This window comes from Kitasatospora sp. NPDC008115, from assembly GCF_042957205.1.
Classification (GTDB): Bacteria; Actinomycetota; Actinomycetes; order Streptomycetales; family Streptomycetaceae; genus Kitasatospora.
Genome location: NZ_JBIBHU010000001.1, coordinates 153,394 through 175,261 on the forward strand (window position 1 = coordinate 153,394; position 21,868 = coordinate 175,261).

The following is a 21,868-nucleotide window of genomic DNA, read 5'->3' on the forward strand; positions in this document are numbered from 1 at the left end:
CTCCTGACCAGGACCAGGGGCTCAGACCTGCTCGGCCAGCTCCAGCCAGCTCATCTCCAGCTCCTCCTTCTCCTCCCGGACCGCCCGCAGCTGACCGTCCAGCTCGGCGACCTTGGAGAAGTCGGCGGCGTGCTCGGCGAGCTGGGCGTGCAGCTTGGACTCCTTCTCGTCCAGCTTGGCGATCTGCCGCTCCAGCTTCTGCATCTCCTTCTTGGCCGCCCGCAGGTCCCCGCCGGACAGCGCGGGCGCCCCGGCCTCCCCGCCGGCCGCCGGGGCCGCCGCGCCCGAGGCGGCGGCCGCACCGGCGGAGGCGGCGGCGGCCGCGGCGGCGGCCATCGCGGCGCGCCGCTCCAGGTACTCGTCGACGCCGTTGGGCAGCATCCGCATCCGCCGGTCGCCGAGCAGCGCGTACGTCACGTCGGTGGTCCGCTCGATGAAGAAGCGGTCGTGGCTGATGACGACCATCGAGCCGGGCCAGCCGTCGAGCAGGTCCTCCAGCTGGTTGAGCGTCTCGATGTCGAGGTCGTTGGTGGGCTCGTCGAGGAACAGCACATTGGGCTCGTCCATCAGCAGCCGCAGCAGCTGGAGCCGGCGCCGCTCGCCGCCGGACAGGTCGCCCACCGGCGTCCACTGCTTGTCCTTGCCGAAGCCGAACTGCTCGCAGAGCTGCCCGGCGCTCATCTCCCGGCCCTTGCCGAGGTCGACCCGGGAGCGGACCTGCTCGACGGCCTGGAGCACCCGGGTGGCCGGGTCCAGCTCGGCGACCTCCTGGGAGAGGTACGCGAGGCGCACCGTCTTGCCGACCTTGACGACGCCGGACGCGGGCTGGACGTCTCCCTCGGAGGCGTAGGCGTCGCGCATCGCGCGCAGCAGCGAGGTCTTGCCGGCGCCGTTGACGCCGAGCAGGCCGATCCGGTCGCCGGGGCCGAGCTGCCAGCTGAGGTTCTCCAGCAGCAGCTTGGGGCCGGCCTTGACCGTCACGCCCTCCAGGTCGAAGACGGTCCGCCCGAGGCGCGCGTTGGCGAACTTCATCAGCTCGCTCTTGTCGCGCGGGTCGGGGACGTCGGCGATCAGCGCGTTGGCGGCCTCGATGCGGTAGCGGGGCTTGGAGGTGCGGGCCGGGGCGCCGCGGCGCAGCCAGGCGAGCTCCTTGCGGGCGAGGTTCTGGCGCTTCTGCTCCTCGACGGCCTCGATCCGGGACCGCTCGGCGCGCGCGAAGACGTAGTCGGAGTAGCCGCCCTCGTACTCGTGGACGGCACCGTGCTGGACGTCCCACATCCGGGTGCAGACCTGGTCGAGGAACCAGCGGTCGTGGGTGACGCAGACCAGCCCGGAGCGGCGGGCCTGGAGGTGCTTGGCGAGCCAGGCGATGCCCTCGACGTCGAGGTGGTTGGTGGGCTCGTCGAGGACGATCAGGTCCGGCGAGCCCAGCAGCAGCTTGGCGAGGGCGATCCGGCGGCGCTCGCCGCCGGAGAGCGGGCCGATGACGGTGTCCAGGCCGTCGGGGAACCCGGGCAGGTCGAGGCCGCCGAAGAGGCCCTCGATGATGTCGCGGATGCGGGCGTCGCCGAGCCACTCGTGGTCGGCGCGGTCGGCGATGACCTCGTGCCGGATGGTGGCGGTCGGGTCCAGCGAGTCGTGCTGGGTGAGGACGGCCATCTGAAGGCCGCCGGACCAGGTGATCCGGCCCCCGTCGGGCTCCTCCAGCTTGGCGAGCATCCGGATCAGGGTGGTCTTGCCGTCGCCGTTGCGCCCGACGACGCCGATCCGGTCGCCCTCGCTGACGCCGAGGCTGACCCCGTCCAGAAGGGCCCGGGTGCCGTAGACCTTCGTGACGGACTCGATGGTGGCGAGGTTGACGGCCACGTGTGCTGCGCTCCTGGGTTCGACGGTCCGGGCTCGGGCGGAGTCCGGAGCCTCCCAGCCTAGTGGGCCCGCCCCCGGTACCCGCCCGGTCGATCGGCCGTCACGCCTCCACGACCACGGCGGCGCCGGGCACCGGACCGTGGGTGGCGTGCGCGGCCCGGCAGCTGCCGGAGGCGCGCAGTGCGGCGGCGACGGCCTCGGCGGCGTCGGCGTCCTTGGCCAGGAAGGCGCAGGTCGGCCCGGAGCCGGAGACCAGCGCCCCGAGCGCGCCGGCCTCGGTGCCGGCCCGGAGGGTGTCGGCGAGGGCCGGGCGCAGCGACAGGGCGGCCGGCTGGAGGTCGTTGGCGAGCGCGGCGGCCAGCGCGACGGCGTCGCCGTCGGCGAGGGCGGCGAGCAGGGCGGGGTCGGCGTCGGGGGTGGGCACCTCGGTGTCGCTGGAGCCGGTGCCGGCCTCCTCGCGCAGCCGGTCGCACTCGCGGAACACGGCGGGGGTGGACAGGCCGCCGTCGGCGACCGCGAAGACCCAGTGGTAGCCGCCGGTGACGGGCAGCGGCTCCAGGATCTCGCCCCGGCCGCGGCCCAGGGCGACGCCGCCGACCAGGGCGAACGGCACGTCGGAGCCGAGTTCGGCGGCCAGTTCCAGCAGCACCTCGGTGGGGGTGTTCAGCCCCCACAGGGCGTCGCAGGCGACCAGCGCCGCCGCGCCGTCGGCGCTGCCGCCGGCCATCCCGCCGGCCACCGGGATGGCCTTGGCGATGTCCAGCCGGACGTCGGGCGCGGCCAGGCCGTGCCGGGCGGCCAGCAGCCGGGCGGCGCGGGCGGCGAGGTTGCTGTCGTCCAGCGGGACGGCGTCGGCGTCCGGCCCGGTGCAGCCGAGGGTGACGCCCGTGCCGGGCTCGCCCGCCGTCGCCGTCACCTCGTCGCCGAGGGCGACCGCGAAGAAGACGTTGGCGAGGTCGTGGAAGCCGTCGGCGCGCAGCCCGCCGACCCCGAGCTGGACGTTGACCTTGGCGGGTACGCGGACCGTGACGCTCACTGGAAGACCCCTACTCCGGCTTGTGCTCGGCGATGGCGGCGAACTGCTCGACGGTGAGCATCTCACCGCGCAGCCTGTGGTCGATCCCGGCGGCGGCGAGCGCCTGCTCGGCGCCGGCGGCGGAGCCGGCCCAGCCGGCCAGCGCGGCCCGCAGGGTCTTGCGGCGCTGGGCGAACGCGGCGTCGACGACCGCGAACACCTCCGCGCGGCTCGCGGTGGTCCGCGGCGGCTCGCGGCGGATCAGCGAGACCAGGCCGGAGTCGACGTTGGGGGCGGGCCAGAAGACGTTGCGGCCGATGGCCCCGGCCCGCTTCACGTCGGCGTACCAGTTGGCCTTGACCGAGGGGACGCCGTACACCTTGTTGCCGGGCTTGGCGGCGAGCCGGTCGGCGACCTCGCTCTGCACCATGACCAGGGTGCGCTCGATGCTGGGGAAGGTGGCGAGCATGTGCAGCAGCACCGGCACGGCCACGTTGTACGGCAGGTTGGCGACCAGCGCGGTCGGCGCGGGGCCGGGCAGCTCGGTGACCAGCATGGCGTCGCTGAACACCAGGTCGAACGCGTCGGCCTTGCCGGGCATCCGGGCGGCGACGGTGTCCGGCAGGTGCCGCGCCAGCACCGGGTCGATCTCCACGGCGGTGACGTGCCGGGCGGTCTCCAGCAGCGCGAGCGTCAGTGACCCGAGCCCGGGCCCGACCTCGACCACCGCGTCCTCCCCGGTCACCTCCGCGGCCCGGACGATCCGCCGCACGGTGTTGCCGTCGATGACGAAGTTCTGCCCGCGCTGCTTGGTCGGCTTCACGCCGAACGCGTCCGCCAGCGCCCGGATGTCCGCGCCGCCGAGCAAGGGGGTCCCCCCGTCCGAAGGCTGGGGGCGGATGTCAGGGGTGGGATCGGTGCTGCTCACCCGCCAAGGATACGGGCGCGCGGCCCCTTCACAGCTCGACGACCGCCGCGAGGTCGATCTCGACGGGGCAGGGGACGGTGGCCCGCAGCACGCCCTCGTGCTGCGCGACCGGCAGGTGGACGCCCTTCTCCTCGTCCCGGTGGAACTCGTGGACGGTCGGCAGATCGTCGATACCGCGCTCGACCCGCCAGTAGTAGGGGATGCCGGCCTCGGCGTACTGCCACCGTGGTCGGTCCGACCACGGTGGTCGGCGTGAGTGGAAAATCGATTTTTCTTCGAATCGGCTCAGTAGCCGAAGGCCCGGGCCGTGTTCTCGGCGATCGCGGTGGCCAGCTCGTCCTCCGACAGGCCCAGGGTGGTGGCCATCGAGCGGACGGTGACCGGAATGAGGTACGGGGCGTTGGGACGGCCGCGGTAGGGATGGGGGGTGAGGAAGGGGGCGTCGGTCTCGACCAGGACCCGGTCGAGGGGGGTGACGGCCAGGGCGTCCCGCAGCGGCTGGTTGGCCTTGAAGGTGACCGGGCCGGCGAAGGAGAGGTACCAGCCGTGCTCGGCGCAGACCTTGGCCATCTCGGCGTCGCCGGAGTAGCAGTGGAAGACGGTCCGCTCCGGGGCGCCCTCCTCCAGCAGGACGGCGATGACGTCCTCGTGGGCGTCCCGGTCGTGGATCACCAGCGCCTTGCCGTGCCGCTTGGCCATCGCGATGTGGCGGCGGAACGACTCCTTCTGGATCTCCACGCCCTCCGGCCCGGTGCGGAAGTAGTCGAGGCCGGTCTCGCCGACCGCGACGACCTGCGGCAGCGCCGCGAGCGCGTCGATCTCGGCCAGCGCCGCGTCCAGCGCGGCCTGCCCGCCGGGCTCGCGCCGCTGCCCGGACCAGCCGTCGGGGTCGCCGAGGAAGATCCTCGGCGCCTCGTTGGGGTGCAGGGCGACGGCGGCGTGCACCTGCTCGAACCGGGCCGCCAGGTCGGCGGCCCAGCGCGAGCCGGGCACGTCGCAGCCGACCTGGACGACGGTGGCCACCCCGACCGAGGCGGCCTTGGCCAGGCCCTCCTCGGGGGTGCCGGACTGCATGTCCAGATGGGTGTGCGAGTCGGCGACCGCCACCGCCAGCGGGGCGGGCAGCGGCGGCGGGGTGGACCGGTCGTCGTCCTTCTTCGGCATCAGTCGTCCTTCTCCGGCGTACGGTCGTCCTTCTGCGGCGTGCGGTCGTCCCGCTCCGGCCTCAGGAGGCCGGCTTCTCCTCAAGACGGGGGAACAGGATCTCGCCCTTGGTGACGGTGGCCCCGGCGGGCAGCCGGCCCCACTGCGCCGCCTCGGCGACGGTCTGCCCGGCGAGCGCGCCCAGGCCCTCGGCGGCGCCCAGCGACGCCCAGAGCTTCTCGGCGGTGGCCGGCATCACCGGGTTGAGCAGCACCGCGGTGGCCCGCAGCGACTCGGCCGCGGTGTAGAGGATGGTGGCCAGCCGGTCCCGGCCCTCGGCCGAGTCGTCCTTGGCGACCTTCCACGGCTCCTGCTCGGTGAGGTAGCCGTTGACCTGCTTGACGAAGTCGAAGACCGCCGCGAGCCCGCCCGCGAAGTCCAGCTCCTCGCCGATCTTCCGGTCGGCGGTCGCCACCGCCGCCGCGAGGCCCTCCGCGACGGCCCGCTCGGCCACGCCCGGCGCCGCCGCGGCCGGCAGCGCGCCGTCGAAGTACTTGCCGACCATGGCCGCCACCCGGGAGGCGAGGTTGCCGAAGTCGTTGGCCAGCTCGGAGGTGTACCGGGCGGTGAAGTCCTCCCAGGAGAACGAGCCGTCGGTGCCGAACGGGATCGCCCGCAGGAAGTAGTAGCGGTAGGCGTCCACGCCGAAGTGCGAGGTGAGGTCGGTGGGGGCGATGCCGGTCAGGTTGGACTTGGACATCTTCTCGCCGCCGACCATCAGCCAGCCGTTGGCGACGACCCGCTTCGGCAGCGGCAGGCCCGCGGCCATCAGCATCGCGGGCCAGATCACCGCGTGGAAGCGCAGGATGTCCTTGCCGACGAGGTGCACCGACGCCGGCCACAGCTCGGCGAACCGCTCGGGGTCGGCGCCGTAGCCGGCCGCGGTGATGTAGTTCTGCAGCGCGTCCACCCACACGTACAGGACGTGCTTCTCGTCCCAGGGCAGCGGGACGCCCCAGTTGAAGGTGGAGCGGGAGATGGAGAGGTCCTGCAGCCCCTGTTCGACGAAGCGCAGCACCTCGTTGCGGGCCGACTCGGGGGCGATGAAGCCGGGGTTCTCGGCGTAGAACTCCAGCAGCTTCGGGCCGTACGCGGAGAGGCGGAAGAAGTAGTTCTCCTCCTCCAGCCACTCGACCGGCTTCTTGTGGATCGGGCAGAGCTTCTCGCCCTCGGTGGCGCCGTCGAGCAGTTCGGCGGGGAGCTTGTACTCCTCGCAGCCGACGCAGTACGGGCCGGAGTAGCCGCCCTTGTAGATCTCGCCCTTGTCGTACAGGTCCTGGACGAACTCCTGCACCCGGGCGGTGTGCCGCTCCTGGGTGGTGCGGACGAAGTCGTCGTTGGCGATCTCCAGGTGCCGCCAGAGCGGCTTCCAGGCCTCCTCGACCAGCTTGTCGCACCACTCCTGCGGGGTGACGCCGTTGGCCTCGGCGGTGCGCAGGATCTTCTGACCGTGCTCGTCGGTGCCGGTCAGGTACCAGACCTTCTCGCCGCGCTGACGGTGCCAGCGGGTCAGCACGTCGCCCGCCACGGTGGTGTACGCGTGGCCGAGGTGGGGGCGGTCGTTGACGTAGTAGATCGGGGTGGTGACGTAGTACGCGGGGGTGGTGCCCCCGGTGGTGCTGTGCTCTGCAGTGGCGGCCATGGTCCGCAAGCTTAGTCGGGCCGGTGCGCGCCGCCCGACCGCGAGGCCCGCCGGTCCGGGGGCCACCCGGACCGGCGGGCCGACGTCGCTCCGGCCCGGCCGCCGCCGCTCAGCCCCGCATCCGCGCCCAGAACCGGGCCCAGCGGCCGCCCGCCGGGGCGGTCCGCACCGGCGTGGCCGCCGCCGAACCGGACACCCCGGCCGCACGGGGCGGCTCGGCGTGCCCCGCGTACCCGGGGGCGTGCTGCCAGGACTGGTCGGCGGCGCCCACCCGGCCCTCGCGCATGATCCGCACGGTGTGGCCGCCGCAGCCCGGGCAGGTCGGCTTCAGCAGCGGCGACGGCACCCGGACTCCGTTGGCGTGGTACTCGACGACCACGTGCCCGTCCCGGGCCGTGCGGTGCTCGATGTCGTACGCCTGCTCCCAGCCGTACCCGCAGCTCAGGCACGCGAAGGAGTAGGCCTCCCGGACGGTCTCGACGGGAGTGTGCGTCCGGCCCGCCTGGCCGGTGCCGCTCGGGCCGGGGTCGCTCAGGGCGTTGCCACCGCGGGGGCTACCGATCGTCTCGCTCATAGCCGTCTCCCAGCGCCCGCCGGGCGCTCGCCCGGCTGGGTCTTTCCATCCCAGGAAATGCCCGGAACACCCCGGGCGATGCCCGTCTTGTGAAGACTTGGAAGCGGGTTGGGAATCCCTATACGAAAGGGTGGGTCCTCTCCGAAAACCTCGACCGAAGCTTCAGCTCGACGGGTGTTTACCCGGGGCCTTCTCTCCACGGTACGCGCTCGGGAGCGCTGCGGCACATCGTCGGCGAACGGTACGTACCCGCAGCTCAGCGACTTGTCGCGGGCACCTCAGGACGGTTCGGCGGCCGCCCGTCCGGTGCCTCCCGCGGCGGCGTTCTTGGCCGCCACGACCGCGTCGAACACCTCCCGCTTCGGCATCGACAGTTCGGACGCGACCGCCGCGATCGCCTCCTTGCGGCGCTCGCCGGCCTCCTCCCGGACGGCCACCAGCCGGGCCAGCTCGGCCGGGGTCAGCTCCTGCGGCGCGGCCGGCGGCGCACCCGCCACGACGACCGTGATCTCGCCCTTGACGCCCTCGGCCGCCCAGGCCGCCAGCTCGCCGATCGGCCCGCGCCGGACCTCCTCGTAGGTCTTGGTCAGCTCGCGGCAGACGGCGGCGGGCCGCTCGGGCCCGAACGCCTCCGCCATCGCGGCGAGCGCCTCGGCGATCCGGTGCGGGGCCTCGAAGAACACCATGGTGCGCGGCTCGGCGGCGACCGACGCCAGCTGCCGGGCCCGGTCGCCGCTCTTGCGCGGCAGGAAGCCCTCGAAGGTGAAGCGGTCGACCGGCAGCCCGGACAGCGCCAGCGCGGTCAGCACCGCGGACGGCCCGGGCACCGCGGTCACCTTGACGTCGGCCTCGACGGCGGCGGCCACCAGCCGGTAGCCGGGGTCGGAGACGGACGGCATCCCGGCGTCGGTCACCAGCAGCACGCGGGCGCCGCCGAGCAGCGCCTCGACGAGTTCGGGGGTGCGCCCGACCTCGTTGCCCTCGAAGTAGGAGACCACCCGCCCGGCCGGGGTCACCCCGAGCGCCTGGGTGAGCCGGCGCAGCCGCCGGGTGTCCTCCGCCGCGATCACGTCCGCGGTGGCCAGCTCGGTGAGCAGCCGGGGCGGGGCGTCCGCGACGTCGCCGATGGGGGTGCCTGCCAGTACGAGTACTCCTGTCACGGACCCCATCCTTCCAGCAACCGGCCGCCGGGCGCTTTTGGTGACGATTCGGGCAGCTTCGGAGGGAGCCTCGGCAGGCTCACGATGCGCCCCTACGATGTGGCGGATGAACGGCGACACGGCGGCGCAGACGCCCACTGGTACAGACCACACCGCGCGGGGTGACGTCGGCGTGCCGGTCCTGACGGACCAGCCGTCACCCGCCCTGCCCGGCCCCCGCGACCCGGACGGCACCGCCGGCCCCGACGACCCGCCGGGCGAGCCCGGCGGCGGCAGCGGCAGCGGCGGTGACGAAGGCGGAAGGAGCGACGGCGGCTCCATACCCCCGCCGCCGCCCCGCCCCGCCTGGCTGCGCGGCCTGGCCCGCTTCGGTTACGCGCCGCCGCCGACCGCGACCCTGGCCGAACGCCTGGTCCCGCCGATGCCGGACGGCCCGGGCGTCACCCCGAAGCGGGTGCCGCCCTCCCCCCTGCTGCTCCGCGTGGGCCTGTCCCTGCCGGAGCCGCTCTGGTCCTGGCTGGTCCGCTGGGCCGGCTGGCTCGGCCCGCTCGCGGTGGCGCTGTTCGCCGGCGCGCTGCGGTTCAGCGACCTCGGCACGCCGAACGCGGTCGTCTTCGACGAGACGTACTACGCCAAGGACGCCTACGCGCTCTGGCACGGCGGCTACGAGATCAGCTGGCCGGACGGCGCCAACGAGAAGATCATGGCGGGCGAACCGGCCCCGTACCGGCCGAACCCCTCCTACGTGGTGCACCCGCCGGTCGGCAAGTGGATCATCGGCGCCGGCATCCAGCTGTTCGGGATGAACCCCTTCGGCTGGCGGTTCGCGGTGGCCCTGCTCGGCACCCTCTCGGTGCTGATGGTGGCCCGGATCGCCCGCCGGCTGTTCCGCTCCACCCTTCTCGGCTGCGTGGCGGGCCTGCTGCTCGCGGTGGACGGCCTGCACTTCGTGATGAGCCGCTCCGCGCTGCTGGACCTGGTGGTGATGTTCTGGATCCTCGCCGCCTTCGGCTGCCTGCTGCTGGACCGCGACCACACCCGGGCCAGGATCGCCGCCCGCCTCGAAGCCCGCGGCGGCCTGCCGGACCCGGAGTTCGCCCGCCGGATGAACCTGGGCTGGCGCCCGTACCGGATCGCGGCCGGCGTCTGCATCGGACTGACCTGCGCGACCAAGTGGAGCGGCCTGTACGTGGCGGCCGCCTTCGGCCTGCTGACGGTGCTGTGGGACGTCGGCTCGCGCCGGCTGGCCGGCGCCGAGCGCCCCTACCTGTGGACGCTGGCCCGGGACGCGGTGCCCGCCTTCGTCTCGATCGTGGTGACCTCGGTGGTCGTCTACATCACCTCCTGGTGGGGCTGGTTCGCCAGCAGCAACGTGTCCAACCAGGGCGGCTACGGCCGTGACTGGGCGGTCGGCCGCTCCACCGACTACCCGTGGATCCCGGAGGGCCTGCGCTCGCTCTGGCACTACCACTCGACGGTCTACGACTTCCACACCCACCTGAGCGACCCGCACACCTACGAGTCGAACCCGTGGAGCTGGCTGGTGCTGGGCCGGCCGGTCTCCTTCTTCTACGAGTCCCCGAAGCTGGGGACGGCCGGCTGCGAGGTGAACGAGTGCGCCCGCGAGGTACTGGGCATCGGCACCCCGCTGCTCTGGTGGACCGGCGTGATCGCCCTGGTCTACTGCCTGTGGCGGTGGGCGGCCCGGCGTGACTGGCGGGCCGGCGCGGTGCTCTGCGGTCTCGCCGCCGGCTACCTGCCGTGGTTCGCCTACCAGGAGCGGACGATCTTCCTCTTCTACGCGGTCTGCTTCGTGCCGTTCCTGGTGCTCGCCGTGACCATGCTGGTGGGCGCGATCATCGGACCGCCCGGGGCCTCCAGGGACCGGCGGATCATCGGCGCCGCGGCGGGCGGCCTGGTGGTCCTGCTGATCATGTGGAACTTCCTCTTCTTCCACCCCCTGTACACCGGCGAGACGATCCCGATGGAGGACTGGCGCCGGCGGATGTGGTTCAACACCTGGATCTGACGACCTGGATCTGACGCGGGCCGCCGTCGGCCTGAGGGCGGGACGGGACGGGGCGGCGAAGGGTACCGGAGTGGTGTGCGGCACGTACCAGAACCGTCACAAGACCCGGTCCCTTCGTCGGTGCACGGAGCCCGGCTGCCTAGGCTGGGCTCCGAACGCGCATCCGGCCACCCTCCGGCTGCGGCCCGATCGCCTGACCCTTGGGGGAACCTCACCATGCGCAATGGCGCGAAGACCGGCATCATCACCGGCGTGGCCGTCGCCATGCTCGCCGCCGGCGGCTACGGGGCGTACAGCCTCGTCGGCGGCTCGGACGACAAGGACGCGCCGGCGGCCAAGAAGCAGCGCACCGTGGTCGCCGAGCCGCCGACCGCCGAGCAGGCCGCGGCCGGGGCCAAGGACTTCCTGGAGGCCTGGGCGGCCGGCGACATCGCCAAGGCGGCGTCGCTGACCGACGACCCGGCGGCCGCGACCACCGCGCTGACCGCGTTCCAGGAGCAGGTGAAGCCGAGCGCCCTCACCCTGGCGCCGGCCGGCCCGGCCACCCCGGCGGCCTTCGCCTCGGCGACCGGCACCCCCTCCCCCGCCAAGAGCACGGCCCCCGCAACCGCCCCGGCCACCCCGGGCGCCACCGCCACCGATGCCGCGTCCGCCACCGCGCCCGCCGCCCCGACCGGGACGCTGATGGGCTTCAAGGCCCGCGCCGAGTTCGAGGGCACCAACCGGGTCTGGGACTACAGCGGCTTCCTCGGCGTCGTGAAGATGAGCGACAACACCCCGGCCGTGCACTGGGCCCCCTCGGTGATCCACCCGCACCTGGCCACGGGCGAGACGATCTCCGTACAGCCGCTGCCCCCGCTGGCGGGCAACGTGGTGGACCGCAACAACAAGGCGCTGAACAGCCCGTCGATCACCCCGCTGATCGCCACGGTGCAGGCCAAGGTCGCCAAGCTGCTCGCGGACCAGAACAAGGACCAGAGCGACAACGGCACCGGTGTGGTGATCACCAACCCGGCCGACCAGAACAGCACCCCCGACCGGCTGTTCACCATCGTCGACCCCAAGCCCCCGAAGCCGTTCAAGCTGACCATCGACGCCAACCTCCAGGCCGCCGCCGAGAAGGCGATGACCGACCTGGGCGGCAAGAAGGGCTCGATCGTCGCCATCGAGCCGAGCACCGGCCAGGTCCTGGCCTTCGCCAACGCGCCGGTCACCGGTCTCAACCGGGCCTTCCAGGGGCAGCTCGCCCCGGGTTCCACGCTGAAGATCCTCACCTCCACCGCCCTGCTGGAGGCCGGAATCAACCCGGACACCCCGGTGCCGTGCCCGGTCCTGAGCAGCAACCCGAAGAAGATCCCGAACTCGTTCCCGGACCCGTTCCCGAACAACACCCTCCAGCAGGACTTCATGATGTCCTGCAACACCGCCTTCATCGACCAGGGCCTGGCCAGCCTCAAGCCGGGCGCGCTGACCACCACCGCCAAGGACGTCTACGGCATCGGCCTGAACTGGCAGACCGGCCTGCCCAGCTTCGACGCGGTGATCCCGGACGCCGGCGCCAACAAGGACGAGCAGGCCATGCAGTCGATCGGCCAGGGCAAGGTCCAGATGAACCCGCTGGCCATCGCCTCGATCACGGCCACCGTGCAGAGCGGCACCTTCAAGCAGCCGGTGCTGGTCGCCGAGCTGCCGCAGCAGAAGGCCGCCCGCGACATGACCCCCGACGTCGCCGGCAAGCTGCGCCAGATGATGGCCGCCACCGCCACCGGCGGCACCGCCGCGAACGTGATGGCCGGGATCTCCGACAACGCGGGCGCCAAGACCGGCTCCGCCGAGGCCACCGGCATCGCCACCAGCAACAGCTGGTTCACCGCCTACCGGGGCAACCTCGCGGTCGCCGCCGAGGTCGAGGGCGGCGGCCACGGTGTGGACGCCGCCGGCCCCGCCGTCGCCTCGATCATCAAGGCCGCCGGCAACCGCTGACAGCTGTTCGCCCGCCAGCCGGGGGCACACCCGCCCGCCTCCGGGGCGAGTGCTCGTCCGCTCGGCCGGGCCCGCCCTACCGCGTCGTCGGCAGGGCGGGCTCCGCGTGTGCCGGCAGGCAGGCCGCCGGGACGGGCGGGCGGGCGCTCCACCGCCGGGCGGCCAGCCGGGGCCAGATCATCAGCACGGCCGGCAGCGCCAGGTAGCCGAACCGCCCGGCCGGGGCCAGTGTGAAGGCGATCGCCAGCCCGCCGGCCAGCAGGTCGGCGGCGGCGATCGCGGAGACCGGCGGCCGGGCCAGCAGCCAGACCGTCACCCCCAGCCCGCCGACGGTCAGCAGCACCAGCGAGGCGATGTGCCCGCTGGGCCCGAACCCGGCCAGCACCTTGCCCGGCAGCGGGCTGCCGGCCGGCGTCTGGATCGCGGTCAGCCCGAGCGGGAAGCGCACCACCTGCTCGCGCAGCTCCTCGGCCCGCGCCAGGACGTACGGCACCATGACGGCGGACGCCGCCCCGAGTGCGGTCAGCCCGGCCCGGGCGGCCGGCCGCCGCCCGTAGAGCCGCCAGAGCAGCAGCACGGCCACCGGCAGCGCCGGCCAGACCGTCCACTTCAGACTCCCGGCCAGGGCGAGCACCAGCCCGGCGGCGACGGTCCGGTCCCGTTCGGCCAGCGCCATGGCCAGGCAGCAGAGCCCGATCAGCGGCAGGTCCACCCCGCCGCCGACCAGCGCCAGCGCGACCAGCGGCGAGGCGGTGAGCACGGCCAGCGGCAGCAGCGGCGCGCGGTCCCGGGTGGGCCGCAGCAGCCGCCAGCTCGCCAGCAGGCAGGCGACGAAGGCCAGCGCGAACCAGATCCGGGCGTCCCCGGCCAGCCGCGCGAGGGCGGTGCCCTCGCCGAGGAGCGTGTGCGGCACCCCGAACAGCGACATCGCCGGCAGGTAGGGGTTGTAGTCGGTGACCACCACCGGGTGCGGCAGGTACGGGCTGCCGGTGCTGAACAGCAGGTGTGCGGAGCGCTCGACCACCATCACCTCGGACTGGTGGCGGCCCTGGAGCACCAGGACCACCAGCGGCACCAGCGCGGCGCCCAGCAGGGCCGTCGCCGCCGCGGCCCGGGCGGCGAGGCGGCGCGGCAGGACCGCGCAGAGCAGCCCGGCGAGCAGGTAGGAGGGCGCCGCGAGGGTGCCCCACAGCCGCTGGTTGGGCAGGTCGGAGACGAGCGGGAAGCCGGCCGCCCAGCCGGCGGCGAGCAGGCAGCCGAGCAGCTGGACGCCCCGGTGCGCGGCCAGTGCGGCCGGCTTCAACCGGCCTGAGGAGCGCGCCGGGCCGCGCCGGCCGCGCTGACGGGGGAACGGGCGGCGGGCCCGGTCATGGGAGACAGCCCGGGAAACGGCCGGGGAAACAGTGGGGGAAACGGCCCGGGAAACGGCCGGTGCCGGGGTCGTCGGGATCGTCGGGACCGCGCCCCGGCCGGTGAAGCGGCCGCGCGGGCGGGAATGACCGGGCGTGCGGGTGCTCACCATGGTGGAAGGTTATGGCCGGGGGCGGCGCGCTGTCGCCATGTCGGCGAAGCCCGTCCGCACCGATCCGGACGGGGCCGCCAGGGGGTGCGATCCCCCCGGGCGGCCCCGTCGACGGCGCACCGCGCTCAGCCGACCCTGGTGTCGGCGTCGGCCTGCCGGTCGGCCCGCTCCAGCTTGGAGTGCTTGATGCTGTAGCCGAAGTACACCGCCACCGCGAGCACCAGGGCGATCCCGCCCGCCACGAAGGTGTCCGTGTGCAGGCCCCGGATCAGGTAGGCGCAGAAGCCGACGCTGATCAGCGGCACGACGGGGTAGCCCGGCACCTTGAAGCCGCGCGGCAGGTCGGGCTGCGTGCGGCGCAGCACGATCACGCCGATCGCGACCACCGAGAAGGCGATCAGGGTGCCCAGGCTGGTGATGTCGGCCAGCACCCGCAGCGGGACGAAGGCGGCCAGCGCGCCGACCCCGAGGCCGACCACGACGGTGTTCCAGACCGGGGTGCCGGTGCGCGGCGAGAGTTCGGCGAAGCGCTTGGGCAGCATGCCGTCGCGGCCCATCGAGTACAGGATGCGGGTCTGGCCGTAGATGACCACCAGGGTGATCGAGAAGATCGAGATGATCGCGCCGATCGCGAAGAGCATGGCCGGCCAGCTCTGCCCGGTGATGTCCTGGAGGATCTGGGCGAGGCCCGCCTCCTGGCCCTCGAACTTCTCCCAGGGCTGGGCGCCGACGCCCGCGAGGGCCACCAGGATGTACAGCACGGTGACCACGACGAGCGAGATGATGATCGCCATCGGCAGGGTGCGCCGGGGGTTCTTGACCTCCTCGCCGGCGGTGGACACGGCGTCCAGGCCGATGAAGGAGAAGAAGATGGTGGAGGCCGCGACCTGGACGCCGCCGATGCCCAGCGGCATGAACGGGGTCAGGTTGCCGGAGTGGAAGCCGGTCAGCGCGACGCCGATGAAGAGCAGCAGGATGAGGAGCTTGATGGCCACCATGGCCGCGTTGACCTTGACCGACTCGCTGACGCCGCGGATCAGCAGGAAGCAGACCATGGCGACCAGCAGCAGCGCCGGCAGGTTGAACCAGTGGGTCTCGTCGGGCGCGCCGGTGAGCACCTCGGGGAGCTGGAAGCCGAAGGCCAGGTCGAGGAACTTGTTGAGGTACTCGGCCCAGCTGACCGCGATCGCGGACGCCGAGACGCCGTACTCCATCAGCAGGCAGATGCCGACCGCGAAGGCGACGCCCTCGCCGAGGGTGACGTACGCGTAGGAGTACGACGACCCGGAGACCGGGATCGCGGAGGCCATCTCGGCGTAGCAGAGCGCGGTGAGGCCGGCGGTGATCGCGGCGATCACGAAGGACAGGATGACGGCGGGGCCGGCCGACGGCACGGCGCTGGTCAGCACGAAGAAGATGCCGGTGCCGATGGTGGCGCCGATTCCTATCGCGGACAGCTGCCAGAGCCCGATCGTGCGGCGCAGGTGGATGCCGGAACGCCCGCCCTCCTCGGGCGCACCGGCGGGCAGGCCGTCGCGGCCTTCGGTCTCGGCGATCAGGGTGGTGACGGGCTTGCGCCTGAGGAGGCGTGAGCCGAGCGTGTTGCTGGCCAAAACAAGGGTCTTTCTGAGCGGGGGGTTCCTAGCGGCCGGTCACATGACGCGCCGAGGGGTGTCATCGGGGACCAACCGAACAAAGATGGGCAGTACACCGCGAAAAGACCAGTGTCGCAAACGAACAGTCCGGCGGCGCGCATTGTACGAACCGTCGCACCGGCATGCACAAACCGGACACTTCGCAGACGGCGGATCTTCCGACGAGCGGCTAACACGGCAGGTCGGAGCGGCCGGTAAGGGGCTCATCCGGCCAGCACCGCCTGCATCACCGCGCGGGCGATCGGGGCCGCGAGGCCGCCCCCGGTCACTTCGGCCGCCTCGCTGTCCGCGATCACCACGGCGACCGCCACCGGCGGAACCGCGTCCGGGCCGGCCGGGCCCGCCCAGGCGATGAACCAGGCGTACGGCGTCCCGCCGTTGTCCACCCCGTGCTGGGCGGTGCCGGTCTTCCCGCCGACCACCGCACCGGGGATCCGGGCGGAGCGCCCCGTGCCGTTCTCCACCGCGTCGGTCATCAGCCGCCGCACCTGCCCGGCGGTGCCCGGGCTCATCGCCTGCCGGAACACGGCGGGCCGCATCGGCTGCACGGTGGCGCCGTCGCTCCCGGTCAGTCTGTCCACAAGCTGTGGACGCATCACGGTGCCGTTGTTGGCCACCCCCGCCGCGACCATCGCCATCACCAGCGGGGTGGCGGCGGTGTCGAACTGGCCGATCGAGGAGAGCGCCAGCTGCGCCTCGTCCATCCGGGTGTCGAAGACGGAGCGGGCCGCCCGCACCGGGGTGTCCAGCCGGGCCTCGTTGAAGCCGAAGGCCTCCGCCGTCGCGACCATCCGCTCCAGGCCGACCCGCACCCCGAGGTACCCGAGCACACTGTTGCAGCTGAGCGTCATCGCGGTGTCCAGCGACAGGCCGGGCTTGTCGCAGGCCGGGGAGTCGTTGACCAGCGGCGTGCCGGTGCCCGGCAGGACGTAGGGGTACGGCGCGTCGGTCGGCGCCTCGATGTCGACGACCACGCCGCTCTCCAGCGCCGCCGCCGCGGTCACCACCTTGAACGTCGAGCCGGGCGGGTACGTCTGGCGCAGCGCCCGGTTGAGCATCGGCTGGTCGGGGTCGGCCTGCAACCGGTTCCAGGCCTCCTGGTCCTCGGCGGAGGTCCCGGCGAAGCTCCCGGGGTCGTAGGCGGGGGTGGAGGCCAGCGCCAGGATCCGCCCGGTGGCCGGCTCGATCGCGGCGACCGCGCCCTTCTGCCCGCCGAGGCCGCGCACTGCCGCCTCCTGGGCGGCCCGGTCGATGGTGGTGTGGACGTTCCCGCCGGGGTTCTGGTGCCGGGTCACCGCGTCCCACACCGCCCATCCCGCCAGCCGGCTGTCGGTGCCGGAGAGCAGCGCGTCCTCGGTGCCCTCCAGCTGGGTGTTGCCGTAGGTCTGCGAGGAGTAGCCGGTGACGGCCGCGAACAGCGGCCCGTCGGTGTAGGTGCGCTTGAAGTCGAACCGGCCGCCGGTGGCCTCGGAACCGGTGACGGGGTCGGTGCCCACCAGGATGTCGCCGCGCGGCTGCGAGTAGCGCTCGATGACCGGCCGCTGGTTGGCGCTGTTGTGGTTCAGCCCGTCGGCCCGGAACACCTGCACCCGGGTGGCCTGGGCACAGAGCGCCACGATCAGCAGTAGGCAGAAGGTGGCGGCCCGGCGCCCGGTGACGGAGATCCCCGGCAGCCCCTGCGGCCCGTCCCCGGCCCGGCCCGCCTCGCGCCGCCGCCTCACCGCGCCTCCCCGGGAACCGGCCGCCGGGCGAGGTCGCTCATCCTCACCAGCAGCGCGACGATGATCCAGTTGGTCACCACCGAGGAACCTCCCTGGGCGACGAACGGCAGGGTCATCCCGGTCAGCGGGATGAGGCCGAGCACCCCGCCCGCCACCACGAACACCTGGAGGCCGACGAGCGCCGCCAGCCCGATCGCCAGCAGCCGCCCGAACGGGTCGCGCAGCGCGATCCCGGTCCGGAACCCGCGCGAGACCAGCAGCGCGTACAGCAGGAACACCGCGAACAGCCCGGCCAGCCCCAGCTCCTCGCCGATGGTGGCGAGGATGAAGTCGGACTTCGCGGCGAAGCCGATCAGCGCCGAGTACCCGTTGCCCAGCCCGGTGCCCAGCTCGCCGCCCCAGGCGAAGGCGAACAGCGACTGGGCGATCTGGTTGGCGCCGCGCCCCTCGGCGATCGAGCCGAGCGGGTCCAGCCAGTCGTTGACCCGGCTGTGCACGTGCGGCGAGAGCCACCCCACCCCGACCGCCGCCACCGCGGCCAGGAACAGCCCGATGACGATCCAGCCGGTCCGCGCGGTGGCCACGTACAGCATCACCACGAAGAGGCCGAAGAACAGCAGCGAGGTGCCGAGGTCGGTCTCCAGCACCAGCACTCCGACGAAGGCCGCCCAGATCACCAGGACCGGCGCGAGCACCCGGCCGGGCGGCAGTCTCCAGCGTCCACTGCGGCTGGGCCACACCCGCTTCCCGGTGAGCGCCAGCGCGTCCCGGTGCGCCGCCAGGTAGGCGGCGAAGAACACCGCCAGCAGCACCTTGGCGAACTCCCCCGGCTGGAGCGAGAGCGGCCCGACGGTGATCCAGATCCGCGAGCCGTACACCGGCGGGAAGAAGACCGGCAGCACCAGCAGGACGAGGGCCGCCAGCGCCCCGATGTGGGCGTAGCGCTGCAGCCGCCGGTGGTCCCGCAGCAGGAGCAGCACCAGGATGAACAGGCCCACCCCGAGCGCGGACCAGAGCAGCTGGGCGGGCGCCGCCTCGCCCGGGGTGGCCCGGTCGAGGCGGTAGATGACGACCAGTCCGACGCCGTTGAGCAGCAGCGCGATCGGCAGCGGCAGCGGGTCCGCGTACGGCGCCTTCCAGCGGACCGCGGCGTGCGCCAGCAGCGCGAGCACGCCGAGCGCGGCCCCGTACTGGGCAGCGTCGGCGGGCACCGTGCCGTCGACGGCCAGGCCCACCGCGGCGTAGCCGAGCACCGCGGTCAGCACGGCGGCCAGGACGAGCGCCAGTTCGGTGTTGCGCCGGGCCGGCACGGTCCGGCGCGGCCGGCCGGCGGTCCTCGTCACGGGGGGAGTCGCCACGGACCGTCCAGGGGGTCGGGGCTGCGGGGCGTCGTCGGGGTGACGACCGGGGCGGACGGGCGGCGGGCCCGTCCGCCCCGGTGTGAGCGGCTGTACTTCCGGCGGGATCCGGGCTGTCGGAGGAGGCCGGTTTCAGGCGGAGGCCGGGGCGGTGTGCGCCCGGGAGGCCTCGACGGTCGCCTTGAGGTCGGCCTCGGCGGCGGCGGAGAGCGAGGTCTGGATGATCTGGCCGCCGAAGCGGGCCAGCGCCGGGACGACCTTGTCCGCGGTGGCCGTGCGGACCAGCAGGAACACCGCGGCGGTGCCCGGTCGGAGGTGCTGACCGACCTGGCGCATGAAGTCGTCGTCCACCCCGATGTCCGTGGTGGCGCCGACCGCGGCACCGGCCGCGCCGCCGACCGCTGCGCCGAGGAACGGCATGAAGAACAGCAGGCCGATCACCCCGCCCCAGACGGCACCCGACGCGGCCCCGGCGCCGGTGGTGCTGACCTGCTGGTGCAGCTTGATCTTCCCGTCCTCGCGGCGCTCGACGACGACCGCGTCCTCCAGTTCGATCAGCCGCTGCTTCTGCAGGGCGACCGCTTCGTCGCGCACCGCCCTGGCGGTGGCCAGATCCGGATAGGCGATCGCGAAGAGGTTGCTCAACGTACGGGTCCTTCCCCTGAAGCGGACGTCTCTGCCGGGGCGGGCGCCGTACGGCCCCTCTCCCCTGCTCGTCACCCTAACGAGCAAATCCCTATCAATCGACTTTTCACCCGGTGTGTCCCGTATTGCCCGACGGACCGTCGGCCCGGGCGCACCACCGGCGCACCCCGGAGCACCCTCGTTCCGATCACCCACCAGCGCCCGCGAGTTCGCGCCGGAGCCCTGCCCGTTCGTGCACCATCGCACGTTGGCCACGGGGAACTGATGATCCCTAGGATCGGCGGGTGATTAAAGGACGACGACCGAAGGCCAGGCTCGGCAGCCTGCTGGCCGCCCTGGTGATAACGGGCGGGGCGCTGCTCAGCGGCCTGCCCGCCCATGCCGACGAACCATCAGCCGGCGCCGCCGGCCGGGAGGCCCCCCGGGTCGACCTCGTGCTGGATGTCAGCGGCTCCATGCGCGAGGCCGACATCCAGGGCAAGACCCGCATCTCGGTGGCCCAGCAGTCCCTGAACGACGTCATCGACGCGCTGCCCGCGGAGACCGACTTCGGCATCCGCACCCTCGGCGCCAACTACCCCGGCGACGACAAGGCCCAGGGCTGCCTGGACACCAAGCAGCTCTTCCCCGTCGGCAAGACCGACAAGGTGCAGGCCAAGACCGCCGTCGCCACCCTGCGCCCGACCGGGTGGACCCCGATCGGCCTGGCCCTGCGCGGCGCCGCCCAGGACCTCGGCAAGGGCGAGACCACCCGCCGGGTGGTGCTGATCACCGACGGCGAGGACTCCTGCGCCCCGCCGGACCCGTGCGACGTCGCCCGCGAGCTCGCCGCCCAGGGCATCCACCTGGTGATCGACACCCTCGGCCTGGCCCACGACGACAAGACCCGCCAGCAGCTGCTCTGCATCGCCAACGCCACCGGCGGCACCTACACCGACGTGCGCACCCAGGAGCAGCTCACCGAGAAGGTGAAGCAGCTGGTCGACCGCTCCAACGACACCTACGCGGTCGCCCCGGTCAAGACCGCCGGCACGGACAAGTGCGAGTCCGCACCCGTCCTCGCCCCCGGCGTCTACAGCGACCGCGAGAAGTTCTCCGAGCACCGCGTCTACCGCGTCCCGGTCAAGGCCGGCCAGGAGCTGCGCGCCTCGGTCAGCGTCTCGCTGGACCGCGCGGTCGCCCGTGACTACGGCGTCCTGCTGCAGGCCACCAGCACCACCGGCCAGGAGCTGGTCCGCGGCACCGACGCCGGCAGCGGCCGCACCGACGTCGTCTCCACCGGCCTGCGCTGGTCCGCCGACGCCTCCAAGGGCTACGCCACCGCCACCGCGTCCGCCTCCGCCTCGCCGAGCGGCAAGCCGGAGACCGTCGTCTGCCTGGTGGTCTCCAACTCGGCGGCCGGGCAGCCCGGCGTCGCGGCCGACCCCGGCCTGCCGCTGGAGCTGACGGTCGACCTGACCGCCGCCTCCCCCGCCCCGGACGGCCCGGCGATGGGCCTGGGCCGCGGCTGGATCCTGCTGCTCGTGCTCACCCTGGCGGGCCTGGTGACCGGCCTGCTGTTCGGCTGGATCGCCCGCTGGCGCATCGCTGTCTGGCAGGAGAACTGACCATGCGTACGTCCTTCCTCCGCACCGCCGCGGCCGCGCTGGCGCTGCTCCCGGCGCTCGCCCTGACGGCCCCGGCCGCCACCGCCGCCTCGCCCTCGCCGGGCGCTAGCGGCCGCCCGGCCCCGGCCAACAAGGCCGGCACCTCCTTCCTGACCGCCGTCAACCTGGCCCCCGGCCAGGACGCCGCGGTCTCCGTCTCCACCGGCGACTACCTGTACTGGTCGTTCGGCGCGGCCGAGGGCCAGACGCCCAGGCTGGACCTGACGGTCACCCTCGCCCCGTCCGCCGACCGGCACGACCCGCAGTCCTGGAGCGTCGAGGTGTTCGACGGGCTGCGCCGCCGCCAGTCCTGCACCGACGGCGTCCAGAACGCGACCGCCGAGCAGGCCGCCGCCTCGCTGGCGCTCAGCTGCACCCTGCGCGAGGTCCGCTCCTGGGCCGAGCCGTGGTCCGGCGACCCGCTGCCGGGCAGCTACTACGTCCGGCTCTCGGTCGCCGACGCCCCGCAGCCCGACCTCGGCCTGCCCGCCTCGGTGCAGCTGCGGGTGACCGCCAAGGGCGACGCCGACAACGCCCAGCCGGAGGGCGGCGAGCTCAAGGCCCCGCTGGTCCCGCCGGCCGGCGGCGGCGCCGCGACCGCCAAGGCGGCGGCCCCGGAGGAGCCCGAGGAGCACTGGTACAGCGGCTGGTTCTCCGGCTGGAACAGCCGCTGGTTCTGGACCCTGGCCGGCGGCGCCCTGGCCGCCCTGGCCGGCGTCGCGGGCTACACCCTCACCCGGCACCCGCGCGGCCGCCGTCCGGCCCGCTACGGCGCCGTCCCGCCGCAGTCCGGCGCCCCGCAGCCGGGCCCGCACGCGGGCTCCGGCCGGCCCTGACCCGTCCGCCCCGAGGGCCGGCCCCGGAGAACCGCTCCGGGGCCGGCCCCCGGCCGTTCGAACCCCGGTACCTGTGAGGCGCCCC

Annotated in this window: 17 protein-coding genes; 5 read left to right on the top strand and 12 right to left on the bottom strand. The window is 73.6% G+C overall.

Annotation, left to right across the window (positions count from 1 at the left end; all coding sequences use genetic code 11):
* Positions 1-21: 21 nt before the first annotated feature.
* The 3 genes from ACFZBX_RS00640 to rsmA form a co-directional block, all read right to left on the bottom strand.
* Positions 22-1,866, bottom strand: coding sequence for an ABC-F family ATP-binding cassette domain-containing protein (locus tag ACFZBX_RS00640; RefSeq protein WP_391530501.1), 1,845 nt, complete (start codon positions 1,864-1,866; stop codon positions 22-24).
* A 100-nt stretch (positions 1,867-1,966) separates the two neighbouring features.
* Positions 1,967-2,902 (bottom strand): 4-(cytidine 5'-diphospho)-2-C-methyl-D-erythritol kinase, encoded by a 936-nt coding sequence (locus tag ACFZBX_RS00645; RefSeq protein WP_391530502.1) that lies wholly within the window; start codon positions 2,900-2,902, stop codon positions 1,967-1,969.
* 10 nt (positions 2,903-2,912) lie between these two features.
* Positions 2,913-3,809: a 16S rRNA (adenine(1518)-N(6)/adenine(1519)-N(6))-dimethyltransferase RsmA gene (gene rsmA, locus ACFZBX_RS00650; RefSeq protein ID WP_391530503.1), complete on the bottom strand. Its 897-nt coding sequence runs from the start codon at positions 3,807-3,809 to the stop codon at positions 2,913-2,915.
* On the opposite strand from rsmA, the gene ACFZBX_RS00655 reads away from it, so the two are divergent.
* Positions 3,799-4,065 (top strand): hypothetical protein, encoded by a 267-nt coding sequence (locus ACFZBX_RS00655; RefSeq protein WP_391530505.1) that lies wholly within the window; start codon positions 3,799-3,801, stop codon positions 4,063-4,065. The genes rsmA and ACFZBX_RS00655 overlap by 11 nt on opposite strands.
* 29 nt (positions 4,066-4,094) lie before the next feature.
* Here the strand turns inward: ACFZBX_RS00655 and ACFZBX_RS00660 are convergent, their stop codons facing one another.
* The 4 genes from ACFZBX_RS00660 to rsmI form a co-directional block, all read right to left on the bottom strand.
* On the bottom strand, positions 4,095-4,973 hold the full coding sequence (locus ACFZBX_RS00660; RefSeq protein WP_391530506.1) for a TatD family hydrolase: 879 nt from the start codon (positions 4,971-4,973) through the stop codon (positions 4,095-4,097).
* Between the two features lie 61 nt (positions 4,974-5,034).
* Positions 5,035-6,654 carry a methionine--tRNA ligase gene (gene metG / locus ACFZBX_RS00665; RefSeq protein ID WP_391530508.1) on the bottom strand — a complete coding sequence of 540 codons (1,620 nt, stop codon included), beginning with the start codon at positions 6,652-6,654 and terminating at the stop codon, positions 5,035-5,037.
* A gap of 109 nt (positions 6,655-6,763) precedes the next feature.
* A complete protein-coding gene (locus tag ACFZBX_RS00670) occupies positions 6,764-7,228 on the bottom strand; it encodes a hypothetical protein (protein ID WP_391530509.1) in 465 nt (154 codons plus the stop codon).
* A gap of 278 nt (positions 7,229-7,506) precedes the next feature.
* On the bottom strand, positions 7,507-8,388 hold the full coding sequence (rsmI, locus tag ACFZBX_RS00675) for a 16S rRNA (cytidine(1402)-2'-O)-methyltransferase (RefSeq protein ID WP_391530510.1): 882 nt from the start codon (positions 8,386-8,388) through the stop codon (positions 7,507-7,509).
* Positions 8,389-8,494: 106 nt separating this feature from the next.
* Here rsmI and ACFZBX_RS00680 point away from each other — a divergent pair, with 106 nt between their 5' ends.
* Positions 8,495-10,417, top strand: a complete 1,923-nt coding sequence (locus ACFZBX_RS00680) for a dolichyl-phosphate-mannose--protein mannosyltransferase (protein WP_391530512.1) — start codon at positions 8,495-8,497, stop codon at positions 10,415-10,417.
* Between the two features lie 216 nt (positions 10,418-10,633).
* Complete coding sequence (locus ACFZBX_RS00685; RefSeq protein WP_391530514.1) at positions 10,634-12,400, top strand: penicillin-binding transpeptidase domain-containing protein; 1,767 nt, start codon at positions 10,634-10,636, stop codon at positions 12,398-12,400.
* A 76-nt stretch (positions 12,401-12,476) separates the two neighbouring features.
* On the opposite strand, the gene ACFZBX_RS00690 is transcribed toward ACFZBX_RS00685, so the two are convergent.
* The 5 genes from ACFZBX_RS00690 to ACFZBX_RS00710 all read right to left on the bottom strand — a co-directional run bounded on the left by ACFZBX_RS00690 (position 12,477) and on the right by ACFZBX_RS00710 (position 19,301).
* Positions 12,477-13,703: a glycosyltransferase 87 family protein gene (locus ACFZBX_RS00690; RefSeq protein WP_391530516.1), complete on the bottom strand. Its 1,227-nt coding sequence runs from the start codon at positions 13,701-13,703 to the stop codon at positions 12,477-12,479.
* Positions 13,704-14,047: 344 nt separating this feature from the next.
* Positions 14,048-15,535, bottom strand: coding sequence for an amino acid permease (locus ACFZBX_RS00695; RefSeq protein WP_391530517.1), 1,488 nt, complete (start codon positions 15,533-15,535; stop codon positions 14,048-14,050).
* A 245-nt stretch (positions 15,536-15,780) separates the two neighbouring features.
* On the bottom strand, positions 15,781-17,241 hold the full coding sequence (locus ACFZBX_RS00700; protein WP_391531022.1) for a penicillin-binding transpeptidase domain-containing protein: 1,461 nt from the start codon (positions 17,239-17,241) through the stop codon (positions 15,781-15,783).
* A gap of 53 nt (positions 17,242-17,294) precedes the next feature.
* A complete protein-coding gene (locus ACFZBX_RS00705) occupies positions 17,295-18,641 on the bottom strand; it encodes an FtsW/RodA/SpoVE family cell cycle protein (RefSeq protein ID WP_391530519.1) in 1,347 nt (448 codons plus the stop codon).
* 147 nt (positions 18,642-18,788) lie between these two features.
* On the bottom strand, positions 18,789-19,301 hold the full coding sequence (locus ACFZBX_RS00710; RefSeq protein WP_391530521.1) for a DUF1269 domain-containing protein: 513 nt from the start codon (positions 19,299-19,301) through the stop codon (positions 18,789-18,791).
* Positions 19,302-19,585: 284 nt separating this feature from the next.
* Here ACFZBX_RS00710 and ACFZBX_RS00715 point away from each other — a divergent pair, with 284 nt between their 5' ends.
* Complete coding sequence (locus ACFZBX_RS00715; RefSeq protein ID WP_391530522.1) at positions 19,586-20,908, top strand: VWA domain-containing protein; 1,323 nt, start codon at positions 19,586-19,588, stop codon at positions 20,906-20,908.
* Between the two features lie 2 nt (positions 20,909-20,910).
* The gene (locus tag ACFZBX_RS00720) at positions 20,911-21,783 is read left to right on the top strand and encodes a peptidase (protein ID WP_391530524.1); all 873 of its coding nucleotides are present in this window, start codon (positions 20,911-20,913) and stop codon (positions 21,781-21,783) included.
* Positions 21,784-21,868: the final 85 nt, after the last annotated feature.